Genomic DNA, 19541 nt, shown 5'->3' with positions numbered 1-19541 from the left:
TTGAAAGCAGAGAAGTTGTCGAGGGAAACGAGTCGGTATCGCGGATCAACTGTCTTTCTGAGCATCCGTCTTGCTGTGCTCGGCAGTGATCTTCTGGGCTTGCTGACTGTTTTGCTGCTGGGTGGCCTGGGCGATCTGTGCTTGTTCGAAGGCGGCGGCGCGTGCGGCATTTCTCGCCACGAATCCCTGGGATTCTTCGGCCATGGCCATTGGCGCCACGAACAGGGAGGACAAAACAAAGGCGCTGGCAATACCCATACTGTTGGACATTTCTGAAGACCTTCTTGCAGAGCAAGTTCAATTCGGTGCGACAAAAATATAACCACGAGGCTGCTGGAAAAAGAGCCGAACAGGATAAGGACTGTTACAGAAAAAACAACAGTTGGCGCTGTCTTGTAGGAGCTGGCTTGCCAGCGAACGCGCCATATCGTCTTGCACCGGATGTGTTGACGCCTTCGCCGGCAAGCCGGCTCCTACAGAATCCGAGAATCCGAGAATCCGAGAATCCCGAGTCAGAGAGGCAGGTACAGGCCGAAGGTATTGATGCCCTGCTCGCTGCGCACGAAGACATCGCCACCGTGCATCAAGGCGATGGCCTTGACGATGGCCAGCCCCAGGCCGTGGTTGGCGCCACTGTTACTGCGCGAGGCATCGACCCGGTAGAAGCGCTCGAACAATCGGGGCAGGTGTTCACTGGCGATGCTCTGGCCCGGATTGCTCACGGCTATTGCCACTTGCTCCTGGTGAACCTCGATGCGGACCTGGATCACCTCTCCTGCCGCCGTGTGCTGCACGGCATTGCTCAGCAGATTGATCAGCGCCCGACGCAGATGGGCAATCTCGATCCGCACCTGGGCATCGCCCTGGACCTCGACCCTGACTTGGGCGTCTTCAAGGATGAAGTCCAGATAGTCCAGGGTCGTCGCGACTTCCAGTGCCAGGGAGGTGCTGGTGAGCTTGGTGGCCTTGCTGCCTTGGTCGGCGCTGGCGAGGAACAGCATGTCATTGATGATCGAGCGCAACCGCTCGAGCTCTTCGAGGTTGGATTGCAGCACTTCGAAGTAATGCTCCGCCGAGCGTCCCCGGGTCAGTGCCACCTGGGTCTGGCCGATCAGGTTGGTCAGTGGCGAGCGCAGTTCATGGGCGACGTCGGCGTTGAAGGATTCCAGGCGTGAGTAAGCCTGCTCGACCCGCTCCAGGGTGGAGTTGAAGGAGTTGACGAACTGGCTCAATTCCGGTGGCAGGGGCGACAGTTGCAGGCGCCCCGAGAGTCGTGGCGGTGCCAGGCGCTGGGCTTCCTGGGACAGCTTGATCAGTGGCTTGAGACCGATCCGCGCCACCCAGTAACCCAGGGCTGAGGCCAGCAATACGCCGACGATGGCCAGGCCGATCAGGGCCATCAGCAGCTGATGCTGGGTCTGATGGAAGGCATCGGTGTCGATGGCAATCAGGAAGCGCAGGGCAGGCCGCTGCTCCTTGGCCGATAGCTGACTGACCAGGACCTTCAACGGGTAGGGGTGATCGCTCAGGGTCAGGTCGCGCATGCCCAGTGGGCCTTGGGCAAGTTGGCGGATCTGCGGGTCGGGGTTGCCGTACTCATAATTCGCATCACCACTCACCGCCCAGAAGCGGATGCGTTTGTCTTCTTCGCTCAGCAACTTGAGCTTGCTGGTGATCTTGGCCCAGTGCTCGAGGTTGCCGTAGCGGGTCAGGGCCGACTCCAGCACGCTGTAGCGCGCATCCAGTTCGGCTTCCGGCAACAGCCCCAGGCCCTTGTCCACTTGCTGATACAGCGCCCCGCCAATCAGCAGGAAGATCAACAGCGCCACCAGGGTGAACAGCCCGCTCAGGCGCAGGGCGATGGAGTTACTCGGCACTGCGATTCTCCAGCACATAGCCCATGCCGCGGATGGTGTGCAGCAGCTTCTGCTCGAAAGGCCCGTCGAGCTTGGCCCGCAGGCGCTTGATCGCCACTTCGACGACATTTGCGTCGCTGTCGAAATTGATGTCCCAGACCATCTCGGCAATCGCGGTCTTGGACAGGATCTCGCCCTGGCGCCGAGCCAGTACGCTGAGCAGGGAAAACTCCTTGGCGGTCAGGTCGAGGCGGCTGCCGGCGCGGCTGGCCTTGCGGCTGATCAGGTCGATCCACAGGTCGGCGATGCTGATCTGCACGGGTTCGTGGCCGCCGCTGCGGCGCGTCAGGGCTTGCAGCCGGGCGACCAGTTCGAGGAAGGAAAAGGGCTTGCCCAGGTAATCGTCGGCGCCATCGCGCAGGCCCTTGATCCGGTCTTCGACCCGCTCGCGTGCGGTGAGCATGATGACCGGGGTCTGCTTGCGTGCGCGCAACGCCCGCAGCACGCCAAAGCCGTCCAGGCCCGGTAGCATTACGTCGAGCACAATCACCGCGTAGTCGCTTTCCAGGGCCAGGTGCAGGCCTTCGACGCCGTCCCGGGCCAGATCCACGGTGTAGCCTTGTTCGGTCAGTCCGCGATGCAGGTAGTCCGCGGTTTTTTCTTCGTCTTCGATTATCAGAACGCGCATGACCCGCCTCAGGTATGGGTGGCCGGCGAAAGGGCCGGCTGGGGCCGGTGGAACAGCCGCTCAAGCCACAAGTATATGACCGGCGTGGTGAACAGCGTCAGTGCCTGGCTGACCAGCAAGCCGCCGACCACGGCGATGCCCAGGGGTTGGCGCAGCTCGGCGCCGGTGCCGTAGCCGAGCATCAGCGGCAGCGCGCCCAGCAAGGCGGCGAGGGTGGTCATGATGATCGGCCGGAACCGGGTGATGCAGGCCTGGTAGATCGCCTCTTCCGGGGGCAGGCCGCGGTTGCGCTGGGCCTCCAGGGCGAAGTCGATCATCAGAATGCCGTTCTTCTTGACGATGCCGATCAGCAGCACCAGGCCAATCAGCGCCATGATGGAAAAATCCTGGCCGCAGAGCCAGAGCATGAGCAAGGCGCCGAGCCCCGCCGAGGGCAGGGTGGAAATGATCGTCAGCGGATGCACGAAGCTTTCGTACAGCACCCCGAGAATGATGTAGACCGCCACCAGCGCGGCAAGGATCAGGTACGGCTGGCTGGCCAGGGAACTCTGGAAGGCCTGGGCCGCGCCCTGGAAGTTGCCACTGATGGCCGCCGGCATGCCGATCTCGCTCTTGGCCTGGTTGAGCATGATCACCGCATCGCCCAGGGCTACGCCCGGAGCCAGGTTGAACGACAGGTTGGCTGCCGGGAACATACCGTCGTGGGCGATCGACAGCGGGCCGATGGTGGGGGCATCGAAACGCGCCAGGGCCGACAACGGGACCATTTCCCCGGTCAGCGGCGAGCGCAGGTAGAAATAGTTGAGGCTTTCGGCCTTGCCCCGTTGCTGGGTGTCGAGTTCGAGGATCACGTTGTACTGGTTGATCTCGGTCTGGAACTCGTTGATCTGACGTTGGCCGAAGGCGTCGTACAGCGCTTCGTCGACATCGCTGGCGGTCAGGCCGAAACGGGCAGCGGCGACTCGGTCGATGTTGATGTGAGTGATGCTGCCCCCCAGTTGCAGGTCGTTGGAAATATCGCGGAAGGCCGGGTTGCTGCGTAGCTTTTCGGTCAGGCGCTGGGTCCAGGTGCTCAGGGTCGGGCCGTCGTTGCTTTTCAGCACGTACTGGTACTGGGCACGGCTGGGGCCAGAGCTGAGGTTGATGTCCTGGCCGGCCCGCAGGTAGAGAACGATGCCGGGCACCTTCATCAGTTGCGGGCGGATGCGGTCGATAAAGGCGCTGGCCGAGACGTCCCGGTCGCCACGATTTTTCAGCGAGATCCAGAAGCGGCCGTTGGCGATGGTCTGGTTGCTGCCGGAAACCCCCACTGAATGAGAGAAGGCCTGCACCGCTGGATCGGCGGCGACGATCTCGGCCAGCGCCTGGTGCTTCTTCACCATGTCCGGGTAGGAGATGTCCGCCGCCGCTTCGGTGGTGCCGAGCACGAAGCCGGTGTCCTGAATCGGGAAGAAGCCCTTGGGAATCAGGATATAGCCCGCTACGGCCATGCTCAGGGTCAGGGCGAATATTCCCAGCATCAGTTTCTGATGGGCCAGGGCTTTGCGCAGGCCGCGCTCGTAGAGGGCCAGCAGGCGCTCGCCGAAGCCCGGTTTGGCGTGTTCTGGATGGACTGGCACCCGCATGAACAGTGCTGCCAGGGTCGGCGCCAGGGTCAGTGAGACCACCACCGAAATCATGATGGTCGAGGTTGCGGTCAGGGCGAACTCCTTGAACAGCCGGCCCACCACGCCCCCCATGAACAGCAGGGGAATGAACGCCGCCACCAGCGAGAAACTGATCGATACCACGGTGAAGCCGATCTCCCCGGCACCCTTGATCGCGGCCTCGCGCATGCCGTCGCCGGCCTCCAGGTGGCGGTGGATGTTCTCCACCACGACGATGGCATCGTCCACCACAAACCCCACGGCGATGACGATGGCCACCAGGGTCAGGTTGTTCAGGCTGAAGCCCATCACATACATCAGGGCGAAGCTGGCGGTCAGGGACACCCCCAGCACCGCGGAGACAATCATGGTTGCCGACCACTGGCGCAGAAACAGCGCCATTACCGCCACCACCAGCAGCACAGCGATCAGCAGGGTTATTTCCACTTCGTGCAGCGAGGCACGGATGGTCTGGGTGCGGTCCACCAGCACCTGGACCTGTACCGAGGCCGGGAGCATTGCCTCCAGGCCCGGCAGGGCGGCCTGGATCCGGTCCACCGTATCGACGATGTTGGCCCCCGGCTGGCGCGAGATCACCAGGTTGACCCCGGGCTGGTTACCGGACCAGGCCTGGACGTAGGCGTCTTCGGAGCCGTTGACCACTCGTGCCACGTCTTGCAAGTGCACCGGCGCGCCGTCCTTGTAGGAGACGATCAACTGGCCGTATTCCTCGGGGTGGAACAACTGGTCGTTGGTGGACAGGGTCGAGATGCTCGACTCGCCGTACAGCGCGCCCTTGGCCAGATTGAGGCTGGTCTGCTGGATCGCCAGGCGAATATCGGCCAAGGTCAGGCCGATGGCCGCCAGCTTGTCCGCCGAGGCCTGGACCCGGATCGCCGGTCGCTGCTGGCCGGTAATGTTGATCTGGCCGACGCCGTCGATCTGGCTGATCTGTCGGGCCAGCAGGGTTTCCGCGTAGTCGCTCAGCTCGGTGCCGGGCATCTGCGTCGAACTGATGCTGAGGATCAGCACCGGGCTGTCCGCCGGGTTGACCTTCTTCCAAGTGGGCAGCGTGGGCATGTCCTTGGGCAGCTTGCCGGCAGCGGTGTTGATCGCCGCCTGGACTTCCTGGGCAGCGGTGTCGATGCTCTTGTTCAGGGTGAACTGCAGGGTCAGCAGAGATGAGCCCAGGGCGCTGCTGGAGGTCATCTGGGTCATGCCGGGAATGGCACTGAACTGCACTTCCAGGGGCGTGGCCACCGAAGAGGCCATGGTGTCCGGGCTGGCCCCGGGCAGGGAGGCCGAGACCTGGATGGTCGGGAACTCGGCCTCTGGCAAGGGCGCCACCGGCAGACGCGGAAAGGCGATGGCGCCCAGCAGCACCAGGGCGAAGGTCAGCAGGACGGTGGCGACCGGATGGTCGATGCACCAAGCGGATAGGGAACCCCGGCCCTTCATGGCGTTGGCTCCTCGGCCTGCACCACTTGTGGCGGGTCACTCAGCACCTGGACCTGGGAGCCGGGCTTGAGCCGCGACTGGCCATCACTGACCAGCACATCGCCGGCCTGGACCCCGGAAATGATGTTCAGGCCACTGTCCTGATAGACCACCTGCACCGGCACGGTTTCCACCTGCTGGTCTTTGACCCGGAACACGAAGTGCTGATCCAGGCCACGTTGGACCACCGTGGGTGGCACGGTCAGGGCGCCCTGATCCAGCGCGGTCTGGATCTTTACCGTGACCAATTGCCCGGGCCAGAGCTTCTGTTGGGCGTTGTCGAATTCCGCCTTGGCGCGGATGGTGCCGGTGCCGGCGTTGATCTGGTTGTCGATCAGGGTCAGGTGGCCGTTGCCCAGCAAGGCTCCGGCATTGTTGCTGTCGGCGCCGAGGTAGACCTTGACCGTTGCCGGGTCCTGGGCGCGGATCAGTTGCTGCAGGGTCGGCAGCATTTGCTGGGGCAGGGAAAATTCCACGGCAATGGGGTCGATCTGGGTCACCGAGAACAGGCCCTGGGTATCGGTCATGCGCAGGAAATTGCCTTCGTCCACGCTACGAATCCCCACCCGGCCCGTGACGGGGGAGCGGATCTGGGTGTAGGAGAGTTGCACCTGGGCGGCGTCGATGGCGGCCTGGTTACCCTGGGCCGTGGCGTTGAGCTGATTGACCAGTGCCACTTGCTGGTCGTAGGTCTGCTTCGAGATGCCGTCATCCACCGACAGCAGCTTGTAGCGCTTGAGGTTGATCTGCGCCACCTGCAACTGGGCCTGGTTTTGTGCCAGTTGGGCCCGAGCCTGATCCAGGTTGGCCCGGATCGAGCGGTCATCGATGGTCGCCAGCAGATCGCCGGTCTTGACCAGTTGTCCTTCCTTGACCAGTAACCTGGTGAGAATGCCATCCACTTGGGGGCGAATGATCACGCTGTGCAGCGACAACACCGAGCCGATACCGCTGGTGTAGCGCGGTACGTCCTGCTGGATCACTTGTACCACCCGCACCGGAATCGCCGTGGGAGCGGCCAGCTTGGTCGCGGCCGGCTTGTTCAGCAGCCACACCGCACCGGCGATGAGGCCCAGAAGCAGGGTTGCGGTCACGACGGTTTTCTTGGCAATGGGCATGGGAGGAGAGCGCCGGGGCAAGGGTGTCGGAAGGATGGCCATGATCTGTGGACAGTTATAGCCCGGCAACCCGGTCAGCAGCGTGACTGCCAGCTGTCGGCGCTGTCAGAAAACTACTGATGAGCCGCTGTAACCCAGGTTAAAGATCCGTGGCACACAGGTATACTGCCGGCCACTGTGGCTCGTACCCCGGCCCGGATTTCCTTTCCCCCTGGAGTTTCCATGAATTCCCCTGAACACCCTTCAGCCGATGACGCCCTGAGCGCTGATCCTGTGGCTGAATCGACCGTCACTGAAATCGAAGGCAAGGCCGAGATCCCGGCGTTCAAGTTTCCTTTCAAACCGTCGGAATTCGCCTCCGCGAAAAACGCCCAGTTGCCCTGGTACAAGAACGGCGCCAGCAACGGCCACACCAAGACCCCCGGCGCAGCGCCTCCTGGCACCCGTCGCTCCATGGGTAAACGCTGATATCGCCGACAATCGAAGACGAAGTCCTGATTTGCGCTTTTTAATCGCAATGATGGCTAATTGCTTTAAACCTGAGCTGGATCAGTATTTGTAGCATCAGTGCGCTTAGAGTCAGCAGCCCTGCCGACTCCTCCCAACAAATACGAGCGCGCTTCCCATGAAGACCAACCTTCCGGTTACTGGGCGAAACGTGGACTTTGCCCCTGATGCGAACATCCTTTCGACCACCGATCTGACCAGCGCGATCACTTACGCCAATCCCGATTTCATCAATATCAGCGGCTACACCCGGCAGGAGCTGCTGGGCTCGCCGCATAACTTGATGCGCCACCCGGACATGCCGGCCGCGGCTTTTTCCCATATGTGGCGCACCCTCAAGCGCGGCCGCTCGTGGATGGGCCTGGTGAAAAACCGTTGCAAGAACGGCGATCACTATTGGGTCAGCGCCTACGTCACCCCGGTGACCCGCGACGGTCAGGCGGTGGAGTACCAGTCGGTGCGCACCAAGCCCACCCAGCAGCAGATCGAGGCGGCGCAACGGGCCTACGGCCAACTGAACACTCCCGGGACCTCCTGGTGGAACCTGTTGCCGGTCATGGGCCTGCGCCTGCGCCTGTGGACATCGATCAGTGCCAGCTTTATTGGCACCTACGGCGTCTCCGTGTGGTTGTTGCCGGAGTCCTGGATGCTCCAGGGCGCGGTGGTGGCCATGGGGTGGTGCCTGAGTGTGACGGGCGTCAGCCTGCAACTGCGCCCACTGAACCGGCTTAGCGAACGCGCCCGGCAGATCGGTGACAACCCCTTGAGCCAGGGTATCTACACGGGGCGCGCGGATGAGTTCGGGCGTATCGAATTTGCCTTGCAGATGCTCGAAGCCCAGGTGGGCGCAGTGGTGGGCCGGATCGGCGATGCCTCCCAGCGTCTGGCCGGGCATGCGGCGGAGTTGGTCGAGCATCTGCACAGCAGCCACAACAGCACCCTGGAGCAGCAGGCCGAAACCGATCAGGTGGCGGCCGCGATTCACCAGATGGCGGCCAGCGTGGCTGAGGTCGCGACCCATGCCCAGCAAGCTTCGGTGGCGGCCGATCAGGCGGAGAACGAAACCCGTGAAGGCCATCAACTGGTGGGTGAAAGCCGCAGTGCAGTGCTGCGGCTGGCCAGCGAGCTGGCGCGTGCCACCGAAGTCATTCATCAGCTAGAGAGCCACAGCACGGATATTTCCGGGGTGTTGGAGGTGATCCGCAGCATCGCCGAGCAAACCAACCTGCTGGCCCTTAACGCGGCGATCGAGGCGGCGCGGGCCGGGGAGCAGGGGCGCGGATTTGCCGTGGTGGCGGATGAGGTGCGCGGGCTGGCCCAGCGGACCCAGGACTCCACCAACGAGATCCAGCGCATGATCAGCACCCTGCAAAACGGTGCGCGCAATGCGGTAGAAGCCATGCAGCACAGCAGCCAGCACGTCGAGAGCAGCGTCGATCAGGCTCAGCGTGCCGCGCTGGCCCTGGATGGCATCAGCCAGCGGGTCAACCAGATCACCGAGATGAGCCTGCAGATTGCCGCGGCGGTGGAAGAGCAGAGCGCCGTCAGCGAAGACATCAACCGCAACATCATCGGCATTCGCAATGCCTGTGAGGCTACGGTTACCGCCGGCCAACTGAGTCACGCCAACTCGGGCGACGTGGCCGGGCTGGCGGGGGATTTGCGGCAGTTGGCCCTGGAGTTCTGGCACAAGCGCGGCTAGGGCTGTTCGTCGGTACGCCGGCTTCTGCAAGGCGGCGTGTCAGGCGGCTCGCAATGAGATGAATACGTAGTCCAGGGGTGTTTCGCTGACTACCTGGGCGCCGGCGGCCTGGACTTGGCCGGCGATTTCGTCCCCGGACAGATGAAAGCGCCAGGGTGGATTCGATGCCGCTGGCGGTGCCGCCTGGACCTGATCGATGGCAGTGGCCAGGGCCGCTATGTTGGGCAGGTAGGCGGTGAAACCATCCCCCTTGAGCGCCGTGGTGCGAATGCCCAGCAAGGCGCAGATGGCTTCCTTGGTGTGGATATCATCGCGGTCGGCCTGGCGCGAGCGCTGGATCAGTTCGGCCAGTTGCTTATCCACCAGTTCGCCACCCACGATCAGTTGCGGGCCCTGCTCCCAGGATTCCGGCGGGCAGTCCTTGGCCAGAGGGTTGAGGGGAACATGCGGGTTGATCTCCATGGGATAGATGCGGCACACCAGCGGCCGCCGTTCATAGATGCTGCACAGCTGATCTTCGTCAAGATTCCGGCAGGGGCCGACGTTGTAGGCGGCAAAGGTAATCGCCACATAGGCTTCGGCACTGCCACTGAGCACCCGGCAGGAGCGGCGTTCGGCATGCTCGCGCTGGTGCGCCGGCAGGCCCAGGCCGTTGTCGAGAAAGGCCTCCACCAGCACGATCACCTGACCGCCGTCGGCGGCCCAAGCCCGGGCTTCTGCGAGGGTCAGGGGCACATGGTGATCGTTGCAGCACTTGCCGCAACCTACGCAGGAAAACTGAGTGTTCATGGAGCGAAAGACCCTTGTGGACAAACGGAGGTTACGTCGCCAATGCCGTCATCGACGTTGCTGGGGCAGTCTCAAAGCAAGTTATGCGCCATTCACCGGGTCTTGGTTACTGGACGGATAGAGTCCCATTCGCTGATTGCGGCTTTACCGGTTTGCTTGTTGTACAGGCACAGCTCGATGCCTGATCGGCCCTGCAGGTGTTTCTGCGGGTATTGGCCTTGCAGCAGGAGTGCGGTGTAGCCGACCTGGTCGGGAAATTGCGCGGTGTTGCCAACAGGCTTGGGGTTCTTCAAGCCGCTGGCTTGGGTACAACTGTTCAGTACTGCTTTATCCAGGGCCTCCCAGGCTTCACTGCTGGAGGCTTGGGCCTGGCAGGTGAGGATGCTGAGGCAGATGAAACCGAGGACTTGGGCATTCATGAAGATCGCACCTCGTGGTGTGCAAGGGGGAGTCGTGCTTTCTGCGCGGCATGCGGCCCCGGGATCGGGCCAGGAATCTTGGGCCGCTGCCCAGTGCCTAGGGCAGCAGTTCGCGACGCACTACATGCAGGCCAACGCTTTCATACAGGCGGCGGGCAGGCAGGTTGTCTTCCAGTACCCGAAGATCGACAAAGCCTTCCCGGCGTTCGGCGAACATCACCAGGGCTTGTTGCAACAAGGCGCGACCCAGCCCCTGGCCACGGGCACGAGGGTGCACCACCAGGTCCTTGATGTAGGCGCTTGTCCAGCACTGGGCGACGCCAACTAATCCTGCGGCGTCTCGCACCAGCAGGCACAGTTCGGGGTCGTATTCGGCATCGGTTTCAAAGGCCTTGAGCCAACGCTCCAACGTCGGAATCTGGCCGCCGCCGTCGAGATAGGCCAGTTGCAGCAACTGATGCACGGCTTGCGCCTGCTCTGGGGTGTAGTGCTGCACAGTGATTCCGGCCGGCCATTGAGGGGCGACCTGCGGCGCGATCAGCTCGCGGCGCATCAGCAGGCAGTGGGTCCCGGTCACGCGTCAGGCGCCTTGGGTGGCGATGGCTTTGGCCGCATCGATCAGGCAGCGGGTCAGTTCTGGCGAGGAGAACTTGGTGAGCACCGCGTTGGCGCCGGCCAGGCGAGCTTTCTCGCTGTTCATGGCGCTGTCCAGCGAGGTGTGCAGCAACACGTACAGGTGGGCGAAGTCCGGGGTTTCCCGCAGGGTCCGGGTCAGGGCGTAGCCGTCCATTTCCGACATCTCGATGTCCGAGACAATCAGGTTGATCTCGCTGGCCGTGCCTTGCAGTTCCAGTAGGCAGTCGATGGCCTCTTTGGCGCTGCGGGCGGTGTGGCATTGCAGCCCGAGGTTGCGCAGGGTGTGTACCGATTGCTGCAGCGCCACCTGGCTGTCGTCCACCACCAGGATGCGGGCATTGCCCAGGGCCTCGGCATCTTCCATGCTCAGCTCGGTGGGCGCGGTCTCGATCTGTGCCGGGGCGATGCCGTGGATGACCTTCTCGATGTCCAGCACTTGCACCAAGGTTCCGTCCACCTGGGTCACCCCGGTGATGTAGGACTTGATACCACCGGAACCGAAGGGTGGAGGACGGATATCGGTGGTCAGGCAATGCACGATCTTGCTCACCGCTTGCACGTGCAGGCCCTGCTTGGAGCGGCTGACGTCGGTGACAATCAGGCAGCCACTGTCCGGGTCCGCCAGGGGGCGTTCGCCGATGGCTCGGCTGAGGTCGATCACCGACAGGGAGTTGCCCCGCAAGGTGGCGATGCCTTTTACGTGGGGGTGGGATTCCGGCAGTTTGGTCAGGGGCGGGCAAGGAATGATTTCACTGACCTTGAGCAGGTTGATTGCCATCAGCTTGCCGCTACGCAAGGTAAACAGCAGAAGCGAAAGCGAGTCTGCGCGGGCTTTGGTGGAGGACATAAAAACCTTCTATGGAAAAATTGGCTCGTGGCTCGACCCACGGACAACCATTGATAACGGGTTATCGACGTGTTCAGGCCTGGCTTTAGCGGCAACCCTGCTTTCCGTCGGCCTGTCGCACGCGGCTCTTGCGCGACGGCGTGGTCGTCAGCGAGTCAGCGCTGTTCTCTGCGCTGGCAAGCCGACTCTCATGGGCTCTAGGTTGCGCTGTCGGCGCTGACTTGCCAGCGAAACCCAGGGTCAGGGCGTCCTCGAGTCCATGGTGCATTCTTCGCTGGTAAGCCGGCTCCTACCTGAGGCCCAGGCGCTTGGCCAGGCGATTGAGGTTGGCCCTGTCCAAGCCTAGCTCACGGGCGGCACTGGCCCAGTTGTGCTGGTGCCGTTCAAGGCAGGCGTTGATCAATTGGCGCTGGTAGTGCTCAGTGGCTTGGCGCAAGTCACCGTTGATGGACGCTACGGGGGCGCTTTCAAGGCTGGGTTCGGCTGTCACGTGCTCCTTTTCACTGACACGGGGCAGGTCCAGGTCTGCCACATCCAGGCTGAGAATCTTCGGCCGCTCGCGGCAGCTGCCCAGGGCCTTGAGGGCACTGCGACCAATCAGGTGCTCCAGTTCGCGGACGTTGCCCGGCCAGCTGTAGGCCAGTAGCGCCTGTTGTGCATCGGCACTCAGGCGCAGGCTGCCCAGGCCCATGCGCGAGCGGTTCTGCTCAAGGAAGTAACCGCTGAGCAGCAGCACATCGCGGCCACGATCACGCAGGGCTGGCACCCGCAGCGGATAAACGCTGAGGCGATGGTAGAAGTCGGCGCGATAGCGACCGTTACGCACCTCTTCCGCCAGGTCACGGTTGGTGGCAGCGATCAGGCGCACGTCCACCTGGTGTTCCTTGTCCGAACCGAGGCGCTGCAACTGGCCGCTTTGCAGCACCCGCAGCAGCTTGGCCTGCACCGTGAGTGACAACTCGCCCACCTCATCGAGAAACAGGGTGCCGCCATTGGCCAGCTCGAATTTGCCTCGGCGATCCTGGGTGGCGCCGGTGAAGGCGCCACGTACATGGCCGAACAACTCGCTCTCCACCAGCGTGTCAGGCAGGGCTGCGCAATTGAGGCTGATGATCGGTTGTTCGGCTCGGGGCGAGGCGGCGTGAATGGCCTGGGCCACCAGCTCTTTGCCGACTCCGGTCTCACCGGTGATCAGCACCGTCAGGTCGCTGCCACCCACCAGGTTGATTTCTTCCAGCAGGCGTTTATGGACCTTGCTCTGGCCGATCATCTCGCGGTTTTGCCCGCTGGCCTGGCGGTAGACCTCGGCCCGCTGATGCTCGTTCTCGGCGCGCTGGGCCAGGCGCTCGATGCGCTCGGCGGCGCTGACGGTGGCGGCAGCGAGGCTGGCGAAGGCTTGCAGGGCATCCAGTTCGATGGGCTCGAAACGTTGCGGGTCCAGGGCATCGAGCGTCAGCAAGCCCCAGGGGCGCTCATCAATGAACAGTGGGCAGCCCATGCAGTCATGCACTTCCAAGTGCTCATCCAAGCCTTCTACCAAACCGTCGTAAGGGTCCGGCAATTCACTGTCGCTGGCAAAACGGGTCGGCCCGGGGCTGCTGAGCAGGGCGACAAAACGTGGATGCTCACTGACCTTGAAGCGCCGGCCCAAGGTGTCGGTGCTCAGGCCGTTGACCGCCAGTGGCACCAGCCATTCGCCATCCAGGCGCAACAGCGCCGCGGCATCGCAGGGCAGCAGGGCGCGCAGGGCTTCCAGCAGGCGGCGGTAGCGCTCGCCCTCGGGCAGTTCCCGTGACAGGTCGGTCACCAGGGGCAGCAGGGTCGTTAGTAGGGATTTTGCAGTCATAATGACTCCGTATAGTCTTAATGACTATAAATGCATGTGTGTCTTTTTGACTATTAATTTATTAAGTTATTGATTTATATAGATAATATTTATGGCACGAAAACTGATATGACAAGGACAACCTGCAAGCAGTCAAAAAGTCCAGGAGTTGTCCTTATGCTAAGCGTTCAAGATCGCGCCATTATCAAAGCCACTGTGCCCCTGCTGGAAAGCGGTGGCGAAGCCCTGATCACTCACTTCTACCGGATGATGCTGTCCGAGTACCCGGAGGTGCGGCCACTGTTCAACCAGGCGCACCAGGCCAGTGGCGATCAGCCCCGGGCCCTGGCCAATGGCGTACTGATGTATGCCCGGCACATCGACCAGTTGGATCAACTGGGGGACTTGGTGGCCAAGATCATCAACAAGCACGTGGCCCTGCAGATCCTGCCGGAGCATTACCCCATTGTCGGCACCTGCCTACTGCGGGCGATCTCCGAAGTGCTGGGCAGCGAGATCGCCACTCCTGAGGTGATCAGCGCCTGGGGTGCGGCCTATAACCAACTGGCGGATATCCTGATCGGTGCCGAGGCTGCGATCTATGACCAGAAGGCCCAGGCACCGGGCGGCTGGCGTGGTGCGCGGGAGTTCAAGCTGGTGCGTAAAGTGGAAGAGAGTGCGGAAATCACCTCCTTCTATTTCGAGCCGGCGGACCAGGGGCCGATCCTTGCCGCCGAGCCAGGCCAGTACATCGGTTTGCAGCTGTTGGTCGACGGTGCGGAAATACGCCGCAATTACTCGCTGTCGGCGCTTGCCAGCCAGGGGCAGTACCGTATCAGCGTCAAGCGCGAAACCGGTGGCGTGGCCTCCAACTACCTGCATGATCAATGTCCGGTGGGCGCGAGCATCATGCTGTTTCCACCCGCCGGTGAGTTCACCCTGGTGGACAGCGACAAGCCACTGGTGCTGATCAGCGGCGGGGTGGGCATTACCCCGACCCTGGCAATGCTGGAAGCCGCCTTGGCCACCGAGCGTCCAGTGCATTTCATCCACTGCGCGCGCAACGGCCAGGTGCATGCCTTTCGCCATTGGGTTGACGGTCTGGCCCAGCGTCATCCACAGCTCAAGCGTTTCTACTGCTACGCCGAGGACGACGGCATCAGCCCGGCGGCCGACAAGCTGGGCCTGTTGACCCGGGAGCAGTTGGCGCAATGGTTGCCTGAGCAGCGGGACCTGGATGCCTACTTCCTCGGACCCAAGGGGTTCATGGCGGCGATCAAGCGTCATCTGAAGGCCCTGGGCATTCCCGAGCAGCAGAGTCGCTATGAGTTCTTTGGCCCGGCAGCGGCCCTGGAGTGATACCCCGGCCGGTTCTGTTCCAGGACCGGCCTTTTCCCTTCCCCAAGCGTGATCCAGACTTCCGGTCTGGACGGCTTCCTTTATGCAATCCCGCCATTTCAGTACATTTCGTACAACGGTTAATCCACTCTTAACCTGTTTATCGCTATTGTCCGCAACTGAGTAGAACTGCGGCTGCGAGGCAGCTCTGTGGCCCTGCATTGGCACCAAGCCCCTGCATTCAAAGGTCATGTTCAACGTGTAGACTTCCCGGCAGCCGGGTACGCCACTGCGAGCACGGACCGGGTCACGGTCCACGGGTTCATTTTTAAGACAGCCTCCGCCTGGCGCCGCGAGTGCCGGCAGGCAGGCTGAATACACAACATAAAGGGAATAGGGATGAGTGACGACAGACTGCGTTTAGGGCGTGAACGGCGCTTCTTGGTACTACTGGGGATAATCTGCCTGGCGCTGATCGGTGGTGCCTTGTACATGCAGGTGGTGCTGGGTGAGGCGCCTTGCCCACTGTGCATCCTGCAACGTTATGCCTTGCTGCTGATCGCGCTCTTTGCCTTCATCGGCGCGGCCATGAGTTCGAGACGCGGCATCACCATCATGGAAACCCTGGTAGTCATCAGCGCCATCTTTGGTGTCGCCGTGGCCGGGCACCATGTGTACACCCAGTTCTACCCGGCAGTGAGCTGTGGCATCGACGTGCTGCAGCCGATTGTCGACAGCCTGCCGCTGGCAGCAATCTTTCCCCTGGGGTTTCAGGTCGACGGTTTCTGTTCAACGCCTTATCCGCCGATCCTTGGGCTGTCTCTGGCCCAATGGGCCCTGCTGGCGTTCGTGCTGACGGTGATCCTGGTTCCGCTGGGGATCATCCGCAATCGCAAGAAAACCTACTGATTTACCCGGAAAAGCCCCGGTCCCTCTGCAGGGGTCGGGGCTTTTTCATGTGGTTCATTCGACACCTGAAAAGTCCGTGATTTACGGCAAGTGCGGGTGCGGCAGAAGTGCGACATGTTGTCACACTGTCGCGACCATAGAGGGGCGGTGGAAGTGTTTCAACAGACTGCATTCAGGCTGACTGGTTCAATTGAAGCCTGTCAGTTTGTGTATGTCGGGCAGCCAGGCAAAAATCATAGCCTGCTATCTATACAAATCTTCACAGACCCCGTTTTACAAGGGGTGAAGCCCTATGAAAGGCCGCCTTCAACGGCTTCTCAAGCTCATGGATGGAGCATTTCCCAGGTCTTTTTTTTGGTTTTTGTTGCGAATGAAAATCGATATGATTGAAGTCCTTCGCAACAATCATGCGCGATTGTTGCGCCCAGTGATAAAAATTATTTCGGGATAAGACATGGTTTATAAAACGCGACATATCTACAATCGCCCGCACTGAATTTCCGACGCTGCTCAACCCTGAGCACACGTGGACGGTCGAGGGGCGGATTGAGCGCTCTATGCGACTGCGGGTGTCGGCACCTTCCAAACTTCCGCACCAAATGGAATTGGTCTGTAACAAGGCCTTTGACCACGAGATCGAATAAGAACCACTGCTAGCCCGGGATGTGTCGTTGAGCGTTTAACGCAACGGGCAGGCCCTTATTCAATTGAAGAAAAATGCCAACCCTTGGCAGGGTGAAGTGTTGGCGATCAAAACCCAACTGCATTGCGCAAGCTGCTTTAGAGGTCGTGAGATGAGTAAAAACAGGTACCCCCGATTACTAGGCTTATTGCCGCTGCTCGGCATGTTGATGCTGGGAGGCTGCAAGTGGACCTTGCTCGATCCCAAGGGTCAGGTCGGTCTGGATGAACGAAACCTGATCATCACGGCGACCATCCTGATGCTGCTGGTGGTTGTGCCGGTCATCATCATGACCTTCGCCTTCGCCTGGAAATATCGCGCCTCCAACAAGGAAGCGACCTACGCGCCGAAGTGGTCCCACTCCACCAAGATCGAGATCGCGGTGTGGCTGGTTCCAGTGCTCATCATCATTGCCCTGGGTTACATCACCTACAAGTCGACCCACGCCCTGGACCCTTACCGTCCGCTGGATTCCGACGTCAAGCCGATCACCATCGAAGTGGTCGCCATGGACTGGAAGTGGCTGTTCATCTATCCCGACCAAGGGATCGCCACCGTCAACAAGATCGTGTTCCCGGCCCATACCCCGGTCAATTTCCGGGTGACTTCCGACACCGTGATGAACTCGTTCTTCATCCCGGGCCTGGGCGGCCAGATCTACGCGATGGCGGGCATGACCACCAAGCTGCACCTGATTGCCAACCAGAACACCGAACTTGAAGGTATCTCCGCCAACTACAGCGGCGCGGGTTTTACCGGCATGAAATTCAAAGCGGTCGCAACCACTCAAGAAGATTTCGACGCCTGGGTAAATGAAGTCAAGAAGGCACCTAAACAGCTGGACACCGCTGAATACGAAGCCCTTTCCAAGCCAAGCCAAAACAACCCTGTAGAACTCTACTCCGCGTACGCACCGAACCTGTTCCAGACCATCGTCGACAAGTACGAAGGCATGAAACCGGGCTCGCCGCTCAAGCACGAGAAGAAAGAAAAGGAAGTTGCCGCAACGCAAGGAATGGACGTGAGTTCGCATTCAGCTGCCGGGGCAGAGGAGTAAACGATGTTTGGTAAATTAAGTCTGGACGCGATTCCGTTCCACGAGCCGATTGTCATGGTGACCATTGCCATGATCGCGCTCGGTGGTCTGGCGCTTTTCGCGGGAATCACCTACTTCAAGAAGTGGACCTACCTGTGGACCGAGTGGCTGACGTCGGTCGACCACAAGAAAATCGGCGTGATGTACATCATCGTCGCCATGGTCATGCTGCTGCGCGGTTTTGCCGACGCCATCATGATGCGTACCCAGTTGGCCATGGCCACCGAGGGTTCGCCTGGCTACCTGCCACCTGAACACTATGACCAGATCTTCACCGCCCACGGTGTGATCATGATCATCTTCATGGCGATGCCATTCTTCACCGGCCTGATGAACCTTGTCGTGCCGCTGCAGATCGGCGCGCGTGACGTGGCCTATCCGTTCCTCAACTCCCTGAGCTTCTGGCTGCTGGTGTCGGGCGTGGTGCTGATCAACCTGTCCCTGGGCGTTGGCGAATTCGCCAAGACCGGCTGGGTTGCCTATCCGCCGCTGTCGGGCCTGCAATACAGTCCGGGCGTGGGTGTGGACTACTACATCTGGGCGCTCCAGCTATCCGGGCTAGGTACGACATTAACCGGGGTCAACTTCCTGGCCACCGTGCTGAAAATGCGTACCCCAGGCATGAAGATGATGGACATGCCGATCTTCACCTGGACCTGCACCTGGGCCAACGTGCTGATCGTCGCTTCGTTCCCGATCCTCACCGCTACCCTGGCACTGCTGACGCTTGACCGTTACATGGATTTCCACATTTTCACCAATGAACTTGGTGGCAATCCAATGATGTACGTGAACCTGTTCTGGGCCTGGGGTCACCCCGAGGTGTACATCCTGATCCTGCCAGCGTTCGGCATCTTCTCCGAAGTCATCTCGACCTTCTCGGGCAAACGCCTGTTCGGCCACCACTCGATGATCTACGCTTCCGGCGCGATCTCGATCCTGGGCTTCATGGTTTGGCTGCACCACTTCTTCACCATGGGTTCGGGGGCCAGCGTCAACGCCTTCTTCGGCCTGGCGACGATGCTGATTTCGATCCCGACGGGGGTGAAGCTATTCAACTGGCTATTCACCATCTACCACGGCCGCTTGCGCATCACCAGCCAGGTTCTGTGGACCCTGGGCTTCATGGTGACCTTCGCCATCGGCGGCATGACCGGCGTACTGCTGGCCATCCCGGGTGCCGACTTCGTCCTGCACAACAGCCTGTTCGTGATCGCTCACTTCCACAACGTGATCATCGGCGGCGCGGTATTCGGCTACATCGCCGGCTTCAGCTTCTACTTCCCGAAAGCCTTCGGCTTCAAGCTGCATGAAGGTTGGGGCAAGGCTGCGTTCTGGTTCTGGATCTCGGGCTTCTTCGTCGCGTTCATGCCGCTCTATGCACTGGGCTTCATGGGCATGACCCGTCGTCTGAACGCCACTACCAACCCTGAGTGGGTGCCGTACCTGTACGTCGCCATGGTGGGTGCAGTGATGATCGCGGTAGGTATCGCCTGCCAGTTGATCCAGCTGTACGTCAGTGTGCGTGATCGCAAGCAGAACATGTGCGTCTCCGGCGACCCATGGAATGCTCACACTCTGGAATGGTCGACCTCGTCGCCACCACCGTTCTACAACTTCGCGGTACTGCCGAAAGCCGAAGGCATCGACCCGTTCACCGAAGCCAAGGAAGACGGCACTGCCTACGCGCAGCCAGGTCGCTACCAGCCGATCCACATGCCCAACAACACCGCTACCGGTGTGGTCATGGGGGCTCTGCTGACCGTGTTCGGTTTCGCCATGATCTGGCACATCTGGTGGCTGGCCATCGCAAGCCTGGCCGGCACCGTGATCTATTTCGCGATCCACGCTGCCCGTGATGATCAAGGCTACATGGTGCCGGTCGAGACGATCGAACGCATCGAAGCCGAACAGCACAAGCGTCTGGTATCGGAGAACAAGATCCCGGCTACCCGTGTTGAAACCTCGTTGGAACAGGCTTAATCC

At 61.2% G+C, this 19541-nt stretch carries 16 protein-coding genes and 1 pseudogene; 7 read left to right on the top strand and 10 right to left on the bottom strand.

Annotation, left to right across the window (positions count from 1 at the left end; genetic code table 11):
- Window positions 1-45: 45 nt before the first annotated feature.
- The 5 genes from GV818_RS20350 to GV818_RS20330 form a co-directional block, all read right to left on the bottom strand.
- Window positions 46-270, bottom strand: a complete 225-nt coding sequence (locus GV818_RS20350; protein WP_161756721.1) for a hypothetical protein — start codon at window positions 268-270, stop codon at window positions 46-48.
- A 242-nt stretch (window positions 271-512) separates the two neighbouring features.
- On the bottom strand, window positions 513-1877 hold the full coding sequence (locus GV818_RS20345) for a heavy metal sensor histidine kinase (protein ID WP_161777358.1): 1365 nt from the start codon (window positions 1875-1877) through the stop codon (window positions 513-515).
- Window positions 1867-2544 carry a heavy metal response regulator transcription factor gene (locus GV818_RS20340; protein WP_161777357.1) on the bottom strand — a complete coding sequence of 226 codons (678 nt, stop codon included), beginning with the start codon at window positions 2542-2544 and terminating at the stop codon, window positions 1867-1869. Before GV818_RS20340 ends, GV818_RS20345 begins: the two co-directional genes overlap by 11 nt.
- Window positions 2545-2552: 8 nt before the next feature.
- On the bottom strand, window positions 2553-5648 hold the full coding sequence (locus GV818_RS20335; protein ID WP_161777356.1) for a multidrug efflux RND transporter permease subunit: 3096 nt from the start codon (window positions 5646-5648) through the stop codon (window positions 2553-2555).
- Window positions 5645-6805 (bottom strand): efflux RND transporter periplasmic adaptor subunit, encoded by a 1161-nt coding sequence (locus GV818_RS20330; RefSeq protein WP_161756717.1) that lies wholly within the window; start codon window positions 6803-6805, stop codon window positions 5645-5647. The genes GV818_RS20335 and GV818_RS20330 overlap by 4 nt, the downstream gene beginning before the upstream one ends.
- 222 nt (window positions 6806-7027) lie before the next feature.
- Here GV818_RS20330 and GV818_RS20325 point away from each other — a divergent pair, with 222 nt between their 5' ends.
- From GV818_RS20325 to GV818_RS20320, 3 genes and pseudogenes are all read left to right on the top strand, one after another.
- Window positions 7028-7273 carry a hypothetical protein gene (locus tag GV818_RS20325; protein WP_161756716.1) on the top strand — a complete coding sequence of 82 codons (246 nt, stop codon included), beginning with the start codon at window positions 7028-7030 and terminating at the stop codon, window positions 7271-7273.
- 157 nt (window positions 7274-7430) lie between these two features.
- Window positions 7431-7712: pseudogene (locus GV818_RS35070) on the top strand (PAS domain-containing protein); the annotation flags it as partial.
- A 246-nt stretch (window positions 7713-7958) separates the two neighbouring features.
- The gene (locus tag GV818_RS20320; protein ID WP_372242108.1) at window positions 7959-9014 is read left to right on the top strand and encodes a methyl-accepting chemotaxis protein; all 1056 of its coding nucleotides are present in this window, start codon (window positions 7959-7961) and stop codon (window positions 9012-9014) included.
- Window positions 9015-9053: 39 nt separating this feature from the next.
- On the opposite strand, the gene GV818_RS20315 is transcribed toward GV818_RS20320, so the two are convergent.
- The 5 genes from GV818_RS20315 to norR form a co-directional block, all read right to left on the bottom strand.
- The gene (locus GV818_RS20315; RefSeq protein ID WP_161756714.1) at window positions 9054-9803 is read right to left on the bottom strand and encodes a YkgJ family cysteine cluster protein; all 750 of its coding nucleotides are present in this window, start codon (window positions 9801-9803) and stop codon (window positions 9054-9056) included.
- 92 nt (window positions 9804-9895) lie between these two features.
- Window positions 9896-10222, bottom strand: coding sequence for a hypothetical protein (locus tag GV818_RS20310; RefSeq protein WP_161777354.1), 327 nt, complete (start codon window positions 10220-10222; stop codon window positions 9896-9898).
- Between the two features lie 97 nt (window positions 10223-10319).
- The gene (locus GV818_RS20305; protein ID WP_161777353.1) at window positions 10320-10799 is read right to left on the bottom strand and encodes a GNAT family N-acetyltransferase; all 480 of its coding nucleotides are present in this window, start codon (window positions 10797-10799) and stop codon (window positions 10320-10322) included.
- A gap of 3 nt (window positions 10800-10802) precedes the next feature.
- On the bottom strand, window positions 10803-11705 hold the full coding sequence (locus tag GV818_RS20300) for a chemotaxis protein CheV (protein ID WP_161756711.1): 903 nt from the start codon (window positions 11703-11705) through the stop codon (window positions 10803-10805).
- A gap of 289 nt (window positions 11706-11994) precedes the next feature.
- Window positions 11995-13551 (bottom strand): nitric oxide reductase transcriptional regulator NorR, encoded by a 1557-nt coding sequence (norR, locus tag GV818_RS20295; protein ID WP_161777352.1) that lies wholly within the window; start codon window positions 13549-13551, stop codon window positions 11995-11997.
- 156 nt (window positions 13552-13707) lie between these two features.
- Here norR and hmpA point away from each other — a divergent pair, with 156 nt between their 5' ends.
- From hmpA to cyoB, 4 genes are all read left to right on the top strand, one after another.
- Entirely contained in the window at window positions 13708-14889 is a 1182-nt protein-coding gene (gene hmpA / locus GV818_RS20290) for an NO-inducible flavohemoprotein (RefSeq protein WP_161777351.1), read from the top strand.
- Window positions 14890-15267: 378 nt separating this feature from the next.
- The gene (locus tag GV818_RS20285) at window positions 15268-15777 is read left to right on the top strand and encodes a disulfide bond formation protein B (protein ID WP_161777350.1); all 510 of its coding nucleotides are present in this window, start codon (window positions 15268-15270) and stop codon (window positions 15775-15777) included.
- Window positions 15778-16571: 794 nt separating this feature from the next.
- Window positions 16572-17516, top strand: a complete 945-nt coding sequence (gene cyoA, locus GV818_RS20280) for a ubiquinol oxidase subunit II (protein WP_161756901.1) — start codon at window positions 16572-16574, stop codon at window positions 17514-17516.
- 3 nt (window positions 17517-17519) lie between these two features.
- Window positions 17520-19538 carry a cytochrome o ubiquinol oxidase subunit I gene (cyoB, locus tag GV818_RS20275; protein WP_161756707.1) on the top strand — a complete coding sequence of 673 codons (2019 nt, stop codon included), beginning with the start codon at window positions 17520-17522 and terminating at the stop codon, window positions 19536-19538.
- The last annotated feature ends 3 nt before the right edge of the window (window positions 19539-19541 follow it).

The organism is Pseudomonas sp. Fl4BN1, from assembly GCF_009908285.1.
Taxonomy (GTDB): domain Bacteria; phylum Pseudomonadota; class Gammaproteobacteria; order Pseudomonadales; family Pseudomonadaceae; genus Aquipseudomonas.
This window is presented reverse-complemented; position numbering and strand designations above follow the sequence as displayed.